15 protein-coding genes are annotated in these 18,662 nt (G+C 70.3%); 8 read left to right on the forward strand and 7 right to left on the reverse strand.

The features are described from left to right. Positions 1-57 precede the first annotated feature (57 nt). From OWR29_RS17935 to OWR29_RS17945, 3 genes are read left to right on the forward strand one after another with little or no spacing between them, the layout of a single operon-like run. Entirely contained in the window at positions 58-2,634 is a 2,577-nt protein-coding gene (locus tag OWR29_RS17935; protein ID WP_267564041.1) for a carboxylate--amine ligase/circularly permuted type 2 ATP-grasp protein, read from the forward strand. 59 nt (positions 2,635-2,693) lie between these two features. After that, on the forward strand, positions 2,694-4,466 hold the full coding sequence (locus tag OWR29_RS17940; RefSeq protein ID WP_267564042.1) for an N-acetylglutaminylglutamine amidotransferase: 1,773 nt from the start codon (positions 2,694-2,696) through the stop codon (positions 4,464-4,466). Positions 4,467-4,485: 19 nt separating this feature from the next. Beyond that, positions 4,486-6,255: an alpha/beta hydrolase family protein gene (locus OWR29_RS17945; RefSeq protein ID WP_267564043.1), complete on the forward strand. Its 1,770-nt coding sequence runs from the start codon at positions 4,486-4,488 to the stop codon at positions 6,253-6,255. A 67-nt stretch (positions 6,256-6,322) separates the two neighbouring features. Here the strand turns inward: OWR29_RS17945 and OWR29_RS17950 are convergent, their stop codons facing one another. The 4 genes from OWR29_RS17950 to OWR29_RS17965 form a co-directional block, all read right to left on the reverse strand. Continuing rightward, positions 6,323-7,984 carry a beta-1,3-glucanase family protein gene (locus tag OWR29_RS17950; protein WP_267564044.1) on the reverse strand — a complete coding sequence of 554 codons (1,662 nt, stop codon included), beginning with the start codon at positions 7,982-7,984 and terminating at the stop codon, positions 6,323-6,325. Positions 7,985-8,110: 126 nt separating this feature from the next. Then, positions 8,111-8,362, reverse strand: a complete 252-nt coding sequence (locus OWR29_RS17955) for a hypothetical protein (RefSeq protein ID WP_267564045.1) — start codon at positions 8,360-8,362, stop codon at positions 8,111-8,113. A 23-nt stretch (positions 8,363-8,385) separates the two neighbouring features. Continuing rightward, positions 8,386-8,871: an SRPBCC family protein gene (locus OWR29_RS17960; protein WP_267564046.1), complete on the reverse strand. Its 486-nt coding sequence runs from the start codon at positions 8,869-8,871 to the stop codon at positions 8,386-8,388. Next, complete coding sequence (locus tag OWR29_RS17965; protein ID WP_267564047.1) at positions 8,868-9,251, reverse strand: ArsR/SmtB family transcription factor; 384 nt, start codon at positions 9,249-9,251, stop codon at positions 8,868-8,870. Before OWR29_RS17965 ends, OWR29_RS17960 begins: the two co-directional genes overlap by 4 nt. Before the next feature lie 35 nt (positions 9,252-9,286). Between OWR29_RS17965 and OWR29_RS17970 the strand changes: the two genes are divergently transcribed. After that, positions 9,287-10,069, forward strand: a complete 783-nt coding sequence (locus OWR29_RS17970; RefSeq protein ID WP_267564048.1) for an isocitrate lyase/PEP mutase family protein — start codon at positions 9,287-9,289, stop codon at positions 10,067-10,069. Positions 10,070-10,174: 105 nt separating this feature from the next. After that, the gene (locus OWR29_RS17975; RefSeq protein ID WP_267564049.1) at positions 10,175-11,317 is read left to right on the forward strand and encodes a right-handed parallel beta-helix repeat-containing protein; all 1,143 of its coding nucleotides are present in this window, start codon (positions 10,175-10,177) and stop codon (positions 11,315-11,317) included. Positions 11,318-11,381: 64 nt separating this feature from the next. Here the strand turns inward: OWR29_RS17975 and OWR29_RS17980 are convergent, their stop codons facing one another. Further along, the gene (locus tag OWR29_RS17980) at positions 11,382-11,888 is read right to left on the reverse strand and encodes an SDR family NAD(P)-dependent oxidoreductase (protein ID WP_267564050.1); all 507 of its coding nucleotides are present in this window, start codon (positions 11,886-11,888) and stop codon (positions 11,382-11,384) included. Between OWR29_RS17980 and OWR29_RS17985 the strand changes: the two genes are divergently transcribed. Continuing rightward, positions 11,802-12,290, forward strand: a complete 489-nt coding sequence (locus tag OWR29_RS17985) for a TetR/AcrR family transcriptional regulator (RefSeq protein WP_267564051.1) — start codon at positions 11,802-11,804, stop codon at positions 12,288-12,290. The two genes, OWR29_RS17980 and OWR29_RS17985, sit on opposite strands and share 87 nt — an antisense overlap. Before the next feature lie 816 nt (positions 12,291-13,106). Here the strand turns inward: OWR29_RS17985 and OWR29_RS17990 are convergent. Together OWR29_RS17990 and OWR29_RS17995 are read right to left on the reverse strand one after the other, a co-directional pair. Further along, positions 13,107-13,328 carry a hypothetical protein gene (locus OWR29_RS17990; RefSeq protein WP_267564052.1) on the reverse strand — a complete coding sequence of 74 codons (222 nt, stop codon included), beginning with the start codon at positions 13,326-13,328 and terminating at the stop codon, positions 13,107-13,109. Between the two features lie 795 nt (positions 13,329-14,123). Further along, positions 14,124-15,629: a ricin-type beta-trefoil lectin domain protein gene (locus tag OWR29_RS17995; RefSeq protein ID WP_267564053.1), complete on the reverse strand. Its 1,506-nt coding sequence runs from the start codon at positions 15,627-15,629 to the stop codon at positions 14,124-14,126. A 191-nt stretch (positions 15,630-15,820) separates the two neighbouring features. Here OWR29_RS17995 and OWR29_RS18000 point away from each other — a divergent pair, with 191 nt between their 5' ends. Beyond that, a complete protein-coding gene (locus OWR29_RS18000) occupies positions 15,821-16,990 on the forward strand; it encodes an NAD(+)/NADH kinase (RefSeq protein ID WP_267564054.1) in 1,170 nt (389 codons plus the stop codon). A gap of 10 nt (positions 16,991-17,000) precedes the next feature. After that, on the forward strand, positions 17,001-18,659 hold the full coding sequence (locus OWR29_RS18005) for an NAD(P)/FAD-dependent oxidoreductase (RefSeq protein ID WP_267564055.1): 1,659 nt from the start codon (positions 17,001-17,003) through the stop codon (positions 18,657-18,659). Positions 18,660-18,662: the final 3 nt, after the last annotated feature.

Genomic DNA, 18,662 nt, shown 5'->3' on the forward strand with positions numbered 1-18,662 from the left:
AGATTCGGCACATGTGATGGGAAGGCTCCGACGAGGGCCAGATGAGAGGCGGTCGGAATGACGGAGTCCCTGAGCGTCACGCCAGAACAGCACGCGGCGGCCAACGGGCTCGACCTCGGCGTCGAGGAGGAACTGCACGTCGTCGACCTGGTCACCCGCGAACTCGTGCCGCGCGCGCAAGAGATCCTGGACCAGCTCGACCCGGCCCACTTCTCGGCCGAGCTGCACCGGTCGGTGGTCGAGACGAACACTCCGGTGGCCCTGACGCTGGACGGTCTGCGCGACGCCATCGTGGAGCGCCGGCGCACCGCGATCACCGTCGCCGAGTCGCTCGGGCTGGGCCTGGTCGCCGCGGGCACGGTCCCGCTGGTCGACCTGGAATCACTCCCCGTGACGCCCACCTCGCGCTACCGGCGGATGCTCGACGACTACCAGATGCTGGCCCGCGAGCAGTTGATCTGCGGCGCTCAGGTGCACGTCGGCGTGCCCGACCGGGACGAGGCGGTGGCCGTGACCCAGCGGGTCGCCTCCGCGCTGCCGACCCTGCTTTCGCTGAGCACCAGTTCGCCGTACTGGATGGGTGAGGATTCGGGCTATGCCAGCGTGCGCTCGCTGGTCTGGCTGCGCTGGCCGACCGCGGGCGACCCGGGCCCGCTGAACAGCGCGGCCGAATTCGACGAGCTCGTGGCCGACCTGATCGCCTCGGGCACGATCACCGACCCGAAGATGGTCTATTTCGACGTACGCCCATCGGCCCATGTGCCGACGGTGGAGCTCCGTGTCACCGACTCCAGCCCCGACGTCGACACCGTCGTGCTGATCGCCGGCCTGTTCCGCGGCTTGGTGCTGCGCGCCCAACAGGACTACCGCGCCGAGCGGCCCTTCACCCCGACCCGGCCGCCGCTGCACCGGGCGGCCATGTGGCGCGCCGCCCGCTCCGGCCTGGAAGGCGAACTGCTCGACCTGCCGCGCTCGTCGCAGCCGGTGCCGGCCGCCGTCGCCGTCGAGCAGCTGGTCGGTGACCTGCGCCCCCAACTGGAGGAGCTGGGCGACTGGGAGCAGGTGTTCGACCTGTCGGTGCGGGCGCTCAGCCGGGGCAGCTCGGCCGCCCGTCAGCGCCGGGCATTGGCCCGCCGCGGCCGCATCTCGGACGTGGTCGACCTGCTCGTGGCGGACACCCGCGGCGGCGCGACCGGCATCGGGCCCGAGGGGCAGAGCGTGCCGGCCGGGCTGATCCCGTACGCCGCCGCCGGTGATGAGGCCTTCCCCGGTGGTGAGGTCGACCCGGCGTACGCGGGAATCACCAATGTCCTGACGGCCCTGGGCTCGGCCGGTCTGCGCCGGCGGGAGGACGCCAAGGACGACGAGCAGCGGGCGCGGGGCATCACCTTCAGCGTGGCCGGCGAGGCCGCCACCCGGCTCTTCCCGTTCGACCTGGTGCCGCGCATCGTGCCCGCGGCCGACTGGGCGGCGCTGCGGGTCGGGCTGGTGCAGCGGGTGAAGGCCCTCGACGTGTTCATCCAGGACGTGTACGGCGACCGCAACGTCGTCCGGGACGGCATCGTGCCCGAGTGGGTGCTCGACGGCTCGCCCGAGCTGCGGCCCAGCGGCGCCCTGATCACCCACGAGGGCGTCCGGGCCCAGGTGGCCGGGGTCGACCTGGTGCGCGACGCCGACGGCAAATGGTGTGTGCTCGAGGACAACCTGCGGGTGCCCTCCGGCATCGCGTACGCCATGCAGAACCGCCGCCTCACCCGGAGCGTCCTGCCCGAGCTGCCCGAACCGGACGGCCTGATCTCCGTCGAGCGCACCCCCGAGCTGCTGCGCCGGGCCCTGACCGAGGCGGCCCGCCCGGCGGCCGGCGACGACCCGAAGATCGTGGTGCTCAGCCAGGGCCCGGACGACTCGGCCTGGTTCGAGCACCGGATGCTGGCCGAGGAGATGGGCGTGCCCGTCGTCCGCAGCACCGAGCTGTTCGTCGACGACACCCGGGTGTTCCGGATCCGCGACGGCAAGCGCTACCCGGTCGACGTGATCTATCTGCGGATGGGCGAGGACAGCCTGGTCCACTCCCCCGGCGCCGACGGCATGCCGCTCGGCCCGAGCCTGGTCACCGCCCTGCACGCGGACACCGTGGTGCTGGCCAACGCGCTCGGCAACGGCATCGGCGACGACAAGGCGGTGTACGCGTACGTGCCGCAGTTGATCGAGTACTACCTGGGCGAGAAGCCGCTGCTGGCCGACGTGAAGACGTACCTGTGCGGCATTCCGGAGCAGCGGGCCGAGGTGCTGGACCGGCTGGACGAGCTGGTCTGCAAGCCGGTCGACGGCTACGGCGGCGACCGCATCGTTATCGGCCCCCACGCGACGCCGGAAGACCTGGCGGCCGTACGGCGGCAGATCCGCACCGCCCCGCACCGGTGGGTCGCCCAGGAGGTCGTGAACCTCTCGACCCACCCGGTCTTCGACGGCCACCAGCTCGCGCCCCGGCACGTCGACCTGCGCGCCTTCGTCTTCACCGGCACGGAATCGGTGGTCGCCCCGGCCGCGCTGACCCGGGTCGCCCCGGCCGGCTCGATGATCGTGAACTCCTCGCGGGGAGGCGGCTCCAAGGACACCTGGTTGCTGGGGTGACCGGGCCGTTACGGCCCGGTGATCTCATCGAAACCGACGACAGGGAGGTTCGGTAAATCATGTGCGGAATCGCTGGCGAACTGCGGTACGACGGTCACCTCGCGGACACCGAGGCGGTCCGCCGGATGCTGCCGTGCCTGGAATCGCGCGGTCCGGACGGCGAGGGCCTGTGGGCCCGCGGCCCGGTCGCGTTCGGCCACCGCCGCCTGAAGATCATCGACCTCTCCGAGGCCGGCGGCCAGCCCATGACCGACGACGACCTGGGCCTCTCCCTGGTCTTCAACGGCTGCATCTACAACTACAAGCAGCTGCGCGAAGAGCTTCAGGGGCACGGCTACAAGTTCTTCTCCACGTCGGACACCGAGGTCATCATCAAGGCGTACCACCGCTGGGGCGCCGACTGCGTCAAGCACTTCCTCGGCATGTTCGCCTTCGCCATCGTCGAGCACGACAGCGGCACGGTGATGCTGGCCCGCGACCGGCTCGGCATCAAGCCGCTCTATCTGGCCGAGTCCCGCGGCCGGGTGCGCTTCGCGTCGACACTGCCGGCCCTGCTCGCGGCGGGCGACGTCGACAATTCGATCGACAAGGTGGCCCTGCAGCACTACATGACGTTCCACTCGGTGGTGCCGGCGCCGCGCACGATCGTCAACGGCGTCCGCAAGCTGCCGCCGGCCACCGTACGGATCATCCGCACCGACGGCACCTCGACCGACCACGTCTACTGGGAGGCCGACCATACGCGCCGGACCGGGATCGCCGACGCCGAGTGGCCCGAGCTGATCCACGAGAAGCTGAAGATCGCGGTCGAGCGGCGGATGGTGGCCGACGTGCCGGTCGGCGTGCTGCTCTCGGGCGGCATCGACTCGAGCTACATCGTGGCGCTGCTGGCCGAGCAGGGCCAGCGCGGGCTGACCACGTTCAGCATCGGCTTCGAGGCGGCCGGCGGCGAGACCGGGGACGAGTTCGCGTACTCGGACATCGTCGCGAAACAGTTCGACACGGTGCATCATCAGATCCGGATCGGGAAAGACCGCTTCCTGCCCGCAGTCGACCGCACCGTGGCGGCGATGAGCGAGCCGATGGTGTCGCACGACTGCATCGCCTTCAATCTGCTCAGTGAGGACGTCTCGAAGTCGGTCAAGGTCGTACAGTCGGGACAGGGCGCGGACGAGATCCTGGCCGGCTACAGCTGGTATCCGCCCCTCGAGCACGTCCCGTACGACCAGGCCGTCGACGCGTACGCGAAGGAATTCTTCGACCGCCCGCACGGCGACCTGGCCCGGCAGCTCAGCCCCGAGTGGCTGGTCGACAAAGACGTCAGCCGGGAGTTCGTGGCGGCCAGCTTCGGCCGGCCCGGCGCCGAGACCGCGGTCGACGCGGCGTTGCGTCTCGACTCGCAGGTGATGCTGGTCGACGATCCGGTCAAACGGGTCGACAACATGACTATGGCGTGGGGCCTGGAGGCTCGCGTACCGTTCCTCGATCACGAGTTGGTGGAACTGGCCGCGGCCTGCCCGCCCGCTCTGAAACTCGCGCAGGGCGGCAAGGGGGTGCTCAAGCAGGCGGCCCGCGGCGTCGTGCCCGACGAGGTGATCGACCGGACCAAGGGTTACTTCCCGGTTCCTGGCATCCGGCACCTCGAAGGCGCGATGCTCGAGAAGGTGCGGGACGCGCTCTCCGCGCCGGCCGCGCGCGAGCGGCAGCTGTTCCGGCCCGAGTACGTGGATCGGCTGCTGGCCGATCCGAACACGCCGCGCACGACGCTCGGCGCGAACCAGCTGTGGCAGCTCGCCCTGCTGGAGATGTGGTTGCAGGACAAGGGAATCTAGTCATCGAGGGAGGACCCGTATGACCGGTCAGTTCAACCGTGTCGACGTCACCGTGCTGCCGATGGGCTGGACGAATCGCGAGACGGGCTCCTTCCCCTCCGAGGTCTCCGGAAGCTGGTCGCCGGCCCTGTCGCCGGACGGCCGGCACGCCGCGTACGTCTCCGACCGCAGCGGCCGCCCGCAGATCTGGGTGCAGCCGGTCGGCAGCGAGCTGACGTTCCTGGTCGACACGGGCGAGGCCCCGGTCGCGGGCGTGCAGTGGTCGACCGGCGGCGGCTGGCTGGCCTGCCTGGTGGCCCCGGGCGGCGCCCCCCGGCACGAGATCTGGCTGGTGCGGCCGGACGGTTCCGAGCTGCACCAGATCGCCGGCTTCGGCGACGGCACGGCCGACAACATGCGCTGGCTGCCGGGCCGGTCGCTGCTGGCCTTCACCGAGAACCTGAACACGGCCCTGCTGGTCGACCCGGTCTCGGGCGAGCGCTCGGTGGTGGCCCGGGGCGAGCTGATCTCGCTGCTCGACGTCGCACCGGGCCGCGACCGGGCACTGCTGCGGATCGGGCCACGCGGCGACCGGCACATCGTGGTGCGCGACCTGCTGACCGGCGTCGACGAGTTCGTCACGGCGGGCGAGCAGGCGGTCTTCGGGCCGGACGGCGAGACGGTGTACGCCCGCAGCGAGTCGGGCGAGCTGCCGGTGCTCATCCGGGTGGCCAAGGGCGGCGTGGAGGTGCTGGCGGCGTCCGAGACCGATGAGGTCGAGACGTTCACGATCACCGCCGACGGGCGTACGGCCGCGGTGTTGTGGAACGTGCGGGGCGGGCTGTCCGAGCTCTCCCTGCTCGACCTCGACTCGGGCGGACGGCGTTCGCTCAGCCCGCTGCCGGGCTCGGTGATCAGCGGGCCGGCCTGGTGCTTCGACGGGTCCACGCTGGCCTTCACGGCCGAGGGGCCGGGCCAGCCGCACGGCGTGTGGGTGTCGACGGCCGGCGGGATCGAGGCGGTCTCGGCCGAGCCGGCGGCCCCGAACGCCGTACGGCCCACGCTCGAGACGTTCGCCGCGCACGACGGGCTGACGGTGACCGGCTGGCTGTTCCGCCCGGCCGGCGAGGGGCCACACCCGACGGTGCTGTGGTTCCACGGCGGGCCCGAGGCGCAAGAGCGGCCGGGGCACGGCCCGCTCTTCCAGTCACTGACCGACCGGGGCATCGCCGTCTTCGCGCCCAACGTGCGGGGGTCGTCGGGCTTCGGGCGCAGCTTCGTCAACGCCGACAACCTCGGGCTGCGCTACGCCGCGATCGAGGACGTGCGTTCCTGCGCGCGCTATCTCAGTGAGTCGGGCGTCGCCTCCACGATGGGGATCATGGGCCGCTCGTACGGCGGTTATCTGACCCTGGCCGCACTGACGACCTTCCCCGACCTGTTCGCGGTGGGCATCGACGTGTGCGGCATGAGCAACTTCGCCACGTTCTACGAGCACACCGAGCCGTGGATCGCGGCCGCCGCCGTCTCGAAGTACGGCGACCCGGTGGCCGACCGCGAGCTGCTGGCCGACCTGTCGCCGATCACCCGCATCGACCGGCTGCGGACGCCGCTGATGATCGTCCACGGCGAGAACGACAGCAACGTACCGGTGATCGAGGCCGAGCAGGTGGTGGCCGCCCTCTCGGCGCGCGGGGTTCCGCACCGCTACCTGCTTTTCCCGGGCGAGGGCCACGAACTGCTGCACCGCACCTCGCGGGCGGACTACCTGCGCGAGACGGTCGACTGGCTCACGACGTACCTGTCGTAAAAAGAAGCGCCGGCCACCGCTGCGGTCCCCTCCCGCTGCGGCGCCGGCGCTTCCGTCTTTGACGACCTCAGAAGGCCGAGAGCGTGATCCCCGCCTGGCGCGGGTCGCCGCTGTGCACCAGCGACTCCTGGTTCTGCACGTCGTCGAAGGCGAACGCGTACGCCTTCCCGTCCAGCATGTTGTCGTGGATGACCTTGGCGTACAGGTTGCTCGGGTTGCCCTGATAGAAGTCGGCCGCCGTGCCGCTGGGCTGGGTGTCGAGCCGGCCCAGGGTCGTCCGGGTCAGCGCCGCGCACAGCGTCCGGGCGATCGGCCCGACCACCAGGTCGTTCGGCGCGCCGAGGGCACCGTCGCAGCCCCACACGTTCGCCGTGGACGGCTTGGTGAAGGAGGCGACCGTCTTACCCGTGCTGTCGGTGAAGTTCATGACGTTGCCCGACGTGCGACCCACGAACTTGGTGTCCGGCCGGTCGGTGAACGGAACAACAGTCAAATTCTTTCCCGTGTACGCGTTCCAGGCACCCGTGATGTACGAGTCCAGGTAGGTCGGGCTCATGAGCCCCGCGTCGGCCGCCTTGCCCGGCGCCAGCACGCGCAGCACGGTGCCGTCGCCCCGGGTGATCACGCTCTTGGCGAAGTCGGGCGACGCCTTGACCGTGTTGATGACCCGCTGCCGGCCGCCCGCCTTGACCTCACCGGTCTTCGAGGTGCGCCCGTCACCACCGGTCACGCTGACCACGTGCGGCACCGCGAACATGTCCACCTGCGAGCTGTTCAGCCACAGGCCGGAGTCGTTGAGCGTGAACTCGCTCCAGTCGAACAGGATGTCGCGGTTGGGGTCGCCGCCCGCCCACGGGGCCGGCTGCACCAGGCCGTCGGTGGTGAGCCGGAAGTCCAGCTTCTGGCCGAACGACATGTAGAGGCGGCCCGAGAGGTTCTTGGGCAGCTTCAGCGTGGTGGTCGCGCCGTTGCCCGGGCCGGCGATGGAGACGTCCGGGGCCGGCGCCGGGACGGGCGCGCCGCCGGTCCACGGGGTGAAGGCGCCGGCCGCGTTGACGTAGCCGAGCTTGCCGGTCGTCAGGTTGGTGCCGAGCACGTACAGGAAGACGTTGTCGGTCCGCCCGGTCTCGTTCTTGACCGCGACCGGGAGCGTGCTGCCCGCCGGCGGCACAGGTTGGGGGGCGTCTGGCGCCTTCGTCGTCGGCGCGGTCGTCGGCGCCTTCGTCGTCGGCGCGGTCGTCGGCGCCTTTGTGGTCGGCGCGGTCGTCGGCGCCTCTGTGGTCGGAGCCGTGGTCGGCGCGACAGTGGGCGCCGTCGTCGTCGGGGCCGTCGTCGCGCCGCCCTCGCAGGCCACGCCGTTGAGCTTGCAGCCGGCCGGCTTGCCGCCCGAGCCCACGAAGCCGAAGGTCACGCTGCCGCCGACCGGGACACTGCCGTTCCAGCCCCGGTTGGTGAAGGTGCGGTGGTTGCCCGAGGTGACCAGGTCGGCGTCCCAGTAGCTGCCGATCGCGCCGCCCGCCGGCAGATCGAACTCGACCTTCCAGGACGACATCGCGGCGGCGCCGGTGTTCTTGATCGTCACCTCGCTCTGCCAGCCCGAGCCCCAGTCGGAGACGGTGCGCAGCGAGGCGGTCGGCGCGGCGGCCGAAGCCGGCAGGGCAACCCAGGTGGTGACCCCGACCACCGCCGCGACCACGGCGGACAGGATGAACTTTCGTTGGCGACGCATGGGCCCCATCTTGGGAAGCCGCCCGCCGATCCACCCCATCCATGTTGATCTTTAAGGTCACTTTAAGGTCGTATTGCCCCTATGCCCCGGCCGCCCTGCCCGGCGTTCCCTCTTTGATTACGCCCGTCAGCTCAGTTCTTTGATCTGCGCCTCGATGCGCTCGCGGCGCTGCTCGAGGGTGTCGATCACCGCTTCGGTCTCGGCCAGGCCGGTCAGCTCGGTGGCGATCTCTTCCGGCTCCTGCAGTCCGATCGAGGTGTCGCTGTCCTGCCCGCGACGGGCAGTGACGTCGCCGGCCACCCGGCGCATCTCGGCCAGCTCCTCCTCGACGTCCTTGAGTTCCTGGCGCAGCTGGTCAGCCGTCTTGTCACTGGTCATGACGGCCATCCTAGGGCGCGGCGTCAGGACTCGCGCAGGGACTCGAAGTACGCCTTCATCGACGGGTAGTAGTCGTTGAAGTCGGGCAGCGGCTCACCCGCGCGGGCGGCGACCAGGTTGTCGAGGTAGTACTCCCAGCCGGGCCCGACCTCGCCCACACCCTCGGTGCTGGTCAGGTGGTGCACGAAGCGCAGCTCGGTGACGCCGCCGGCCTCGGTGAGCAGCAGTTCCATGTGCCAGGCGCCGGCCTCGTCGACGGTAGAAAGAGCCAGCCGGTGCGGGGGCTCACAGACGTCGATCCGCGCCTCCATCCAGGGGTTCGTTTCCTCGTACGCCATCTGGACCTTGATGGTGCGGCCGGGCCCCGCCTCGCCGGTCCACTGCCCGAACCACCGCGCGGTGCGGCTCGACTCGGTGACGCTGGCCCAGACGTCGTCGATGCCGGCCCGGAACGTGCGGGTCAGGATCAGGTCGTTGCCCTCGAGCCGGCCGGTGGGTGGGTTCGTCATGCCGTCCTCTCCTCTCGCTGGGGTGCTGCTCTTTCGTCGGGCTCGGGTGCTGCTCTCTTTTCGCGGCGTGTCCGGTAGACCTCGGTTTCGAGCGCGTCGAGCCGCCGGCCCCACACCTCGGCGGCAGAGTCAGGAAAACCGGCCAGCCAGCGTTTGACCTCGGCCAGCGGAGCTGGATCGAGCCGATAGACCCGCTCACGCCCCTCGGCCTTGTCGCTGACCAGCCCGCACTCGCGCAGCACCCGCAGGTGCCGGCTGACCGCGGGCCGGCTGATCGGGAAACGCCCGGCGATCACCCGCGCCGGCAGCGGCCCGCCGCGCAACACCTCGAGAATCTGCCGCCGAACCGGATCGGCGAGGGCCGCCACGACGTCGTCCACCCCAAAAGCGTAACCCATCGGTTACGCTTCTGGCCATGAGAGATCGCTTCCACGCGCTGCACGAGAGCGGAACCTTCCTGCTGCCTAACCCGTGGGACGTCGGCTCGGCCCGCGTGCTCGAATCACTGGGGTTCCAGGCCCTGGCCACTACGTCGTCCGGCCTGGCCGCGAGCCTGGGCAAACGCGACCAGCAGGTCACCCGGGCCGAGCTGGTCGCCCACGTGGCCGCCGTGACCGCCGCCGTCACCGTCCCGCTCAACGTCGACGCCGAACGCTGCTTCGCCGACGCCCCCGACGGCATCGCCGAGACGATCGACCTGCTGGCCGAGGCGGGCGCGGCCGGCCTCTCCATCGAGGACTACGACCCCGCCACCGCCCGCATCGAATCCCTGGAATCAGGAATCGAACGCGTGGCCGCGGCCGCCGAGGCCTGCGCCCGCCACAACATCGTGCTGACCGCCCGAGCCGAAAACCACCTTTACGGGTACGACGATCTGGACGACACCATCGAGCGTCTGCGCGCCTACCGGGCCGCCGGCGCCGACGTCGTCTACGCCCCCGGCCTGCACACCCCGGACGACATCGGCCGCGTCGTCACCGAGGTTGCCTGCCCGGTCAACGTCCTGGCCACGGCCGACACCCCACCCGTGGCCGAACTGGCCACCCTCGGCGTGCGCCGGGTCTCCACCGGCGGCGCCCTGGCCTGGGCCGCCTACGGAGCCCTGCGGGACGCTGCCCGCGAACTTCTCGACGCCGGCACCACGACGTTCCGGGGCCGCGCGCTGACGTCCGACGAGATCGCGCGAGCGCTCGACTGACCCTGATCGGGCGAATTGTCGATGCATCGGGGACATCCGACGGACAAATCAGCATTCGGCCGGATCGCCTCGCTAGGGTCCCCCGCAAACCTAGGAGGGCACGACATGACGAGGTCCGTCGCGATCACGGGAATCGCCACGCTGGCGGCACTGGCGGCCGGTGGCGGTGTCAGCTACGCCGCACCACGCCACGACACCGCGTGCGCGGTGCCGGCCCGGTACGCCACGATCCAGTCCGCGGTGAACACCACTGCCTGCACGGCGATCAAGGTCGCCCCAGGAACGTACGCGGAAAACGTCACGATCGGCCGGAGCCTCAAGCTGCACGGTGCGCGATCGGGCCAGGACGCCCGCACCCGCCGCGGCGGTGGCGAATCGGTGATCAACGGCGGCGCGCTGGCCACGATCACCATCGACGCCGACAACGTCACTGTCGACGGCTTCACGCTGAACGGTCCGCCCAGCCCCGGCACCGCGGCGCTGGTGATGCAGACCGGCAAGAGCGGCGAGACGATTCAGAACAACGTCATCAACAACCCGGGCCGGGCCGCGTCGATCACCACCAGCCGCTCGACGTTCACTCGCAACCTGGTCAAGAACACACCGACCGCGAACGACGGCTTCCAGACCAACAGCATGCCGGTCCGCGACGTCACGATCTCCGACAACACGTTCACCGGCCCGACCCCGTCCACCTATAACGCCGACGTGACCTTCATCGAGGGCGACCGCAACCTGACCGTGTCCGGCAACCGCAGCACAGGCACCGGCACACTGGTGGCCTTCTTCAAGACGACCGGCGGCCGGGTCACCGGCAACACGGTGGCCGGCAAGCCCGACTCGTCGGCCGTCTACATCGGCGGCGCCAACAGCAACATCACCGTCAGCGGCAACACCATCAGCGGCGCCGGCTCAGCCATCCGCGTCGTCAACCGCCCCAACTCCGGCGTGACCATCACCCGCAACACGCTCCGGAAGAACCAGTACGGCGTGAACGTCGGCCCCGGCGCGGTTTCCGGCACCCTGGCTGTGAACCGCAACAGCATCGCCGGTAACACCGCGTACGGCGTCTTCAACGACCCCACCTCAGGCGGCCCCGTCAACGCGACCTGCAACTGGTGGGGCAGCCTGACCGGCCCCGGCCCGGTCGGCCCCGGCCGCGGCGACAAGGTCAGCACCGCAGTCACCTACCGTCCGTGGCTCAAGCTCTCCAGCCTGATCACCGGCTGCCAGGAAGCGCGCCGCTGACCGTCCGCACGACTCGAAGGCCGGCCGCTCGCGCAGCCGGCCTTCGGGTGGGTCCTGTTCCGGCTCAGATGGCGGTGGTGCCGCCGTCGGCCACCAGTTCCAGCCCGTTGACATAACTCGAGTCGTCGGAGGCCAGGAACAGGGCGACGGTGGCGATCTCTTCGGGACGGCCCATCGCTCCCCGCGGAATGAGGGATTCGAAGGCCGACCGGGTTGCCTCGTCGAACAGTTCTTCCTGCTTGGCCGTGGCGACCTGGCCGGGGGTCAGAACGTTGACCCGGATCTTGCGGTCGCGCAGTTCGTTGAGCCAGACGCGAGCCCAGGCCTGGTGGACGGCTTTGCTCCCCGCGTACAGGCTCCAGCCGGGGAAAGCGCCGAGCGAGGCGTTGGATCCGGTCATGAGGATCGAGCCGTTGTCGTTGATCAGCGGCAGCGCCTTCTGCACGGTGAACAGGGTCCCGCGGGCATTGAGCGAGAAGGCGCGGTGGAACTGCTCCTCGGTGATCTCGCCGAGAACGTGGACCAGCTCTGCGCCGAGGCCCAGGTCTCCAAGCGCACGGCCTACCAACACTTCACCAGCAAGGACGAACTGGTCGCCGAATACCTGCGCCGATTCGACCTCGACGTCATGCCCGGCGTGTTCGACCGCACCGATCTCACCCCCCGCGAACGACTCCTGGCCGCCTTCGACATGCCCGCATCCACCCCCCTCTGCCCCTACATCGCGGCGGCCGTCGAACTGCACGACCCCCACCACCCCGCATCGGAATACGCCCGCGACTACAAAACCGCCATCGCCGCCCGCCTGACGGAAACCGCCCGCGAAGCCGGCGCCACCAACCCCGACCAACTCGGCGAACAATTGGCGCTGCTCCTGGACGGCGCTTCCGCCCGAACCCGAGTCCTCAACAGCGACGCCTTCCCCACCGCGGCGGCCATCGCCGCCGTCCTCATCGACAACGCCATCCCCTAGCCCGCGCTGTTCTGCGGCGCGTGTTGCTGCGCCATTCCAGCCGCATCGCGCGTTACGGCACGAGAATGGTCGGGCTGCGCGCCACGCCAGCCGCGTCGTGGCTGATGTCCGTGCCGCCCGTTACGGCGCGGGAGTGGTCGGGCTGCTCGCCACGCCAGCCACGTCGTGGCTGAGCCCCGTGCCGCCCGTTACAGCATCGGAATGGTCGGGCTGCTCGCCACGCCAGCCACGTCGTGGCTGAGGTCCGTGCCGCCCGTTACAGCACGGGAGCGGTCGGGCTGCCCGCCACGCCAGCCGCGTCGTGGCTGAGGTCCGTGCCGCCCGTCACGCCACGGGAGCGGTTGGGCTGCTCCCCACGCCAGCCGCGTCGTGGCTGAGCTAAGTGCCGCCCGTTGCGGCACGGGAGTGGTTGGGCTGCTCGCCACGCCAGCCGCGTCGTGGCTGAGCTAAGTGCCGCCCGTTGCGAAACGGGAGTGGTTGGGCTGCTCGCCACGCCAGCCGCGTCGTGGCTGAGCTAAGTGCTGCCGGTTGCGAAGGTGAGTAATGTGCCTTTCTCGAACGCCGGGCGATTCACGGATTAAAAACGCTGAGGCTCCAGAGCAATATAGCCAATGGCGCCAAATTGCCATCTTGGAACGCCCGCGGCATCAACACTTCTTTAGATTTGATTTGATCAACGCAAGTTGGCATGATCAAGTTGAATTCCGACGAGCCGTTCGCCCGCATAAGCGGGACAATATAGGTATGCGGCAGCTACAGTTCTTCAGCTCGACAGAGTTGGCGAAAATGCGTGACCGAACCCGCCGCCGAAACTATTCAGCCGCGAACGAAGAATTCCGTCGCGAACACGAACGCCATCGCGCCTGGGGCCTGCAACAAAGACACGCCGCCAAGCTGAGCCGCCTGCGCCGCGCTGCTGCCGAGAACCCCGACACCCCCTCCGCCGCCCGCTTGGCACTGATCGACCGCCTCCAGTCCGAGCGCCACACCAAGCCAGAGCCGCCGCAGCCCCTCGCCACCCCTTCCCCAGACGATCAACCCGCCCCACCGTCGACGCCGCAACCGTCCGAGCCAGCCACCGCTCCCAGCCAAGCCGCCGCTTCCACCGAAGCCAGCGACGCCTCCGACGCTGACGCCGTCACCACCCCGCCGCAGCCGGCAGAAATGGCAGCCCCTGGTCCAGTCTCGACCGCGCCGACGACAAGCGGCTCACGCCAACCCGCACAGCTGCACCCGTCCGAGCTAATCCGCCCGCCGCACGGCCGACCGCCCAGCCACCCTCGCGCCGCAACCGGCCCCGCCCAACACCAGCCACGACGCCGCCCGCCTGGCCAGCCGCCCAGCCATCCCCTCACCGCTACAGGCCGCACCCAACACCAGCCACGACGCGGCTCGCCTGGCCAGCCGCCCAGCCACCCGCGCACCGCAACCGGCCCCGCCCAACAGCGACCACGACGCCGCTCGCCTGGCCAGCCGCCCAACCACCCCCACACCGCAACCGGCCCCACCCAACAGCGACCACGACGCCGCTCGCCTGGCCAGCCGCCCAACCACCCCCACACCGCAACCGGCCCCACCCAACAGCGACCACGACGCCGCTCGCCCGGCCACCCGCCCCCACACCGCAACCGGGCCCCACCCAACACCAGCCACGACGCCGCCCGCCTGGCCAGCCGCCCCGACACCGCAACAGGCCCACCCAACACCAGCCACGACGCCGTGCCACCGCAAAAACGGCGGCACCCCCACCGAACCCAGGGCACCGCCGACGGCAAAGGAAGAGAGGCGTGGTGCCGCTGCCGCGACGGCACCACGCCGGTCAATGGGGAAACCTCAACCGCGGCGCCACTTCTGGTTAGCCCCGCCGGTGCACTCCCAGAGGACGAGAACAGCGCCCTCGTTGGCGTTCCAGGCGTCGATGTCCACGCACTTGTTGGCCTGCGGGTTGACCAGATCGCCGGCTGCGGAGAGGACGAACTGCTGGGCCGGGTTGCCGCTGCAGTTGACGATTTGGATTGCGGCGCCGTTGGCGGTGGAGCCCCACGCTACGTCCAGGCACTTGTTGTTGGAGGTTTGCAGGGTGCCGTTGACGAAGTTCCAGCGTTGGGCTGCGGTGCCGTTGCAGTTCCACATCTGGACCCGTACGCCGTCGGAGAAGTTGCCGTTGGGGACGTCCAGGCACTTGTTGTTGAGGCTGCTGATCACGGCCGAACCACCCGAGCCGCCGCCGGTGGTGGTCAGGGACAGGCCGTAGGTCTGCAGGATCTCGTTGACGGGCTGGAACCACATGGTGCCGCCGCTGGAGCAGTTGCCCGTGCCGCCCGACGTGACGCCCTGGGCCTGGTTGCCGGAGATCCAGCTGCCGCCGGAGTCGCCGGGCTCGGCGCACGCGTTGCTGCGGGACAGGCCCGACACGGCGCCCTGCGAGTAGACGATCGTCTCGTTGCGGCCCAGCAGGGTGCCGCAGCGCCAGCCGGTCGTGCGGCCCGAGCGGCAGATCGAGCTGCCGATCGCCGCGTCCTGCGAACCGGCCACGGTGACGTTGCCGCCCGCGTAGTTGTTCACCCAGGGCTGGGAGGTCCAGTTCCCGTTCGTACGCACCCAGGCGTAGTCGTTACCGGGGAACGACGACCCGGCGAAGTTGCCCTGGGCCACGTTGTTGTAGCCCAGCGTCGGGCTGCCCGTCCCGCCGCAGTGGCCGGCCGTGACGAAACCGCCGGCGACCGAGAAGCCGACCGAGCACAACGTGTTGCCGTTGATCACGTACTGGTCGCCGCCGCGGGTGTCGTACATCGGGCGGGGCTGCTCCGCCGACGTGACCACGGTGACTGCCCCGGCGCCCGACGCAAAGTCGCGGGCCGCCGATAAAGCGCCAGGGGCAGCCATCACAACCACCCGGTTGTTTGGAACGTCGACATACCAGCCGCGCACCACCGAGGAACGAGCCGATTTGGCCCGTTTGTCCAGGAAAGCGCGCGTCGAGGCGAGATCGGCGCTGCTGTGCTCCACGACGACGGCTGACGCCCCCTCCGCCCGTACGGAGGAAGCAGCGGAAGCATCGGTGACCGCAACCGTCAGCCGCGACGCGCCGGACGGGATCCAGGCCCCGGCGAAGGACGAGCCGAGCTTGGCCTTGAGGCGCTTCTCGACCACGGGGGCCGCCGCCTCGGTGCGCAACCGGGCCGCGATCTCACCGTTGTCGATCTTCAGGTCGCGCCGCATGGCGCTGAGCATGCCGGGGTCGAGGTCGATCGACGGGTCGGCGGCGTGCGCGGGCACGGGACTGAGGGTTCCGATCGTGATCGCCGCTGAGGCGACCGCGAGCCAACGTAGGCGCATGTCGGGGGTCCTTTCAGTGCGCCGGAAAATCGGGGGATTAATCGGAGGCTGTCGATGCGTGACAACGCTGTCAAGGAATAGGAAGGAACCCTGCCCGAACGAACCACGTGTGCTCCGTCGCCTGCCCTCGCCGATCGGGCGTCCGGCGTGCAAGGCTGTGTCCTGAGATCGGACTGGAGCGGGGTTACCGGATGGGCATGGTCAAGGTCGTCGGCCTGGTGCTGCACCCCAGGCGCGACTGCGGGGCGGCGATAGAGGCCATCGTGAAGTGGGCCGAGCGCCGCGACGTCACCGTGCTGGGGCTGCACGCCGAGATCGACCGCATCGACTGCGAGGCGGTGGCGGTCACCCAGCAAGAGATGGTCGATCGGGCCGGCCTGCTGGTCAGCCTGGGCGGCGACGGCACCATGCTGCGCACCATGCGGCTGGTCGAGGGCCGCAAGACCCCGGTGCTGGGCGTCAACGTGGGCCGGCTGGGCTTCCTGGCCGAGGTCGACCTGCCCGATCTGCCGGCCGCCCTCACGGCGATCGACGAGCACAAGTTCACCATCGAGCCGCGCACCGCGGTCCGCACCCGGCTGCCCGACGGCAAAGAGGTGTCCGCGTTCAACGACATCGCGATGGTGCGCGTGCCGGGCGACGGGCTGGCCGCGATCGGCATCTCGGTCGAGAAGAAGAACTTCGTCAACTACGCGGCGGACGCGGTCATCGTGGCCACCCCGACCGGCTCCACCGCCTACAGCTTCTCGGCCGGCGGCCCGATCGTCTCGCCCAACGTCGAGGGCCTGATCGTCACCGCCGCCGCCGCGCACTCCTCGTTCAACCGGCCGCTCATGCTGGCCCTGCAGGAACAGCTCGACCTGGACGTGCTGCCGACCAGCGGCCGCCTGGCCATCGAGGTCGACGGCATCATCGAGGGCTACGCCGGCCCCGACGACCGGCTGTGCATCGAGCCCGTCCCGTCGGCGGCCCAGGTGATCCGGCTCGGCAGCACCAGCTTCTACGAGCGGGCCCGGCGCAAGCTGCGGGTCGAGGGCAGCGCCCAGGTCGGCGTGCCCGACTCGGGCGACGCCGTCGTGGTCGACAGCTTCGAGCGGCAGCGCTACGAGATTCTCATCGGCGGCGAGGTGGCCGGCGTGCTGCACTACCGGCGCCACGGCGGCGAGATCGAGCTGATGCACACCGAGATCGAACAGTCCTTCTCCGGCCGCGGCCTGGCCGGCCGGCTCGCGTCGGCCGCTCTCGAGGACGCCCGCGGCCGGGCCACCCCCGTCATCCCCTCCTGCCCCTTCGTCATCGGATATCTGGACCGCCACCCCGAGTACGCCGACCTGCTGGCCACTCCACCTGCCGATAGCTGAGGTATCTGCCATGGGCCATCCCGCGATCCTGACCGTCGACGACGACCCCGCGGTCTCCCGCGCCATCGCCCGCGACCTGCGCCGCCGCTACGGCGACCGGTACCGCATCGTCCGTGCCTCCTCCGCCGCCGAGGCGCTCGAGGCCCTGCGCGAGCTCAAGCTGCGTGGCGGCCGGGTGGCCGTGATGCTCGCCGACTACCGCATGCCGCAGGTCAACGGCATCGAGTTCCTCGAGCAGGCGATGGACCTGTTCCCCAACGCGCGGCGGGCCCTGCTGACCGCGTACGCCGACACCGACGCCGCCATCCAGGCGATCAACGTCGTGGACGTCGACCATTACCTGCTCAAGCCGTGGGACCCGCCGGAAGAGAAGTTGTATCCGGTGCTCGACGCCCTGCTCGACGCGTGGCTGGCCACCGGCGACCGCGAGACCGAGGACATCCGCGTCGTCGGCCACCGGTGGAGCGAGCCGTCGTACGAGATCCGCGACTTCCTGGCCCGCAACCTGGTGCCCTACAAGTGGCTGGGCGCCGACGAGCCCGAGGGCCGCCGCCTGCTCGAGGCGGCCAGCGTCGGCCCCGAGTCGATCCCGCTGGTGGTGACGGCCGACGGGCGCGCGATGGCCCAGCCCAGCACCACCGAAGTGGCCGAGGCGGTCGGCCTGTCCACCGCCCCCGGCCGCGACTTCTACGACCTGATCATCGTGGGCGGCGGGCCGGCCGGGCTGGGCGCGGCCGTCTACGGCGCCTCCGAGGGGCTCAAGACGCTGCTGGTCGAGCGGCGCGCGGTCGGCGGTCAGGCCGGTCAGAGCTCGCGCATCGAGAACTACCTGGGCTTCCCCGACGGCATCTCGGGCGCGCAGCTGACCGACCGGGCCCGCCGCCAGGCCGGCAAGTTCTCGGCCGAGGTGCTGACCACGCGGGATGTCACCGGCCTGCGCCCGGACGGTTCGGCCCGCACGCTCACGTTCGCCGACGGCGGCGAGATCTCGGCCCACTCGATCGTGCTGGCCACCGGCGTCTCGTACCGGCCGCTGATCGCCGAGGGCGTGGCCGAGCTGACCGGTTCCGGCGTCTACTACGGCTCGGCCTCGACCGAGGGCCCCTCGTGCGCCGGCACCGACGTCTACATCGTCGGCGGGGCGAACTCGGCCGGCCAGGCGGCGCTGTTCTTTTCCCGGTACGCGAAAACGGTCACGCTGCTCGTCCGGGGCGATTCGCTCGAGTCGTCGATGTCGTACTACCTGATCCAGCAGCTCAACAAGATCGACAACATCCGCGTCCGCACCCGCTGCGAGGTGCTCAGCGCCCAGGGCGACGGCCACCTGCAGGCCATCACCATCTGCGACAGCAAAGAGGGCGTGAGCACCACGGTCGAGTGCGGCTACCTCTTCGTCTTCATCGGGGCCGAGCCGCGCACCGACTGGCTGGGTCAGGCGGTGGCCCGCGACGAGAAGGGCTTCGTCTACACCGGGCCGGATCTTCTCTCAAATGGCACCCGCCCGAAGGGATGGGATCGGGAGCGGGATCCGTTCTACCTGGAGTGCAGTGTTCCCGGCATCTTCGCCGCCGGCGACGTCCGGGCCAACTCCGTCAAGCGGGTGGCCTCGGCGGTCGGCGAGGGCGCGATGGCCGTCACGCTGGTCCATCGTTACCTGGAGGCGCAGTAAGCC

Source organism: Paractinoplanes pyxinae (assembly GCF_026626335.1).
GTDB classification, from domain to species: Bacteria; Actinomycetota; Actinomycetes; order Mycobacteriales; family Micromonosporaceae; genus Actinoplanes; species Actinoplanes pyxinae.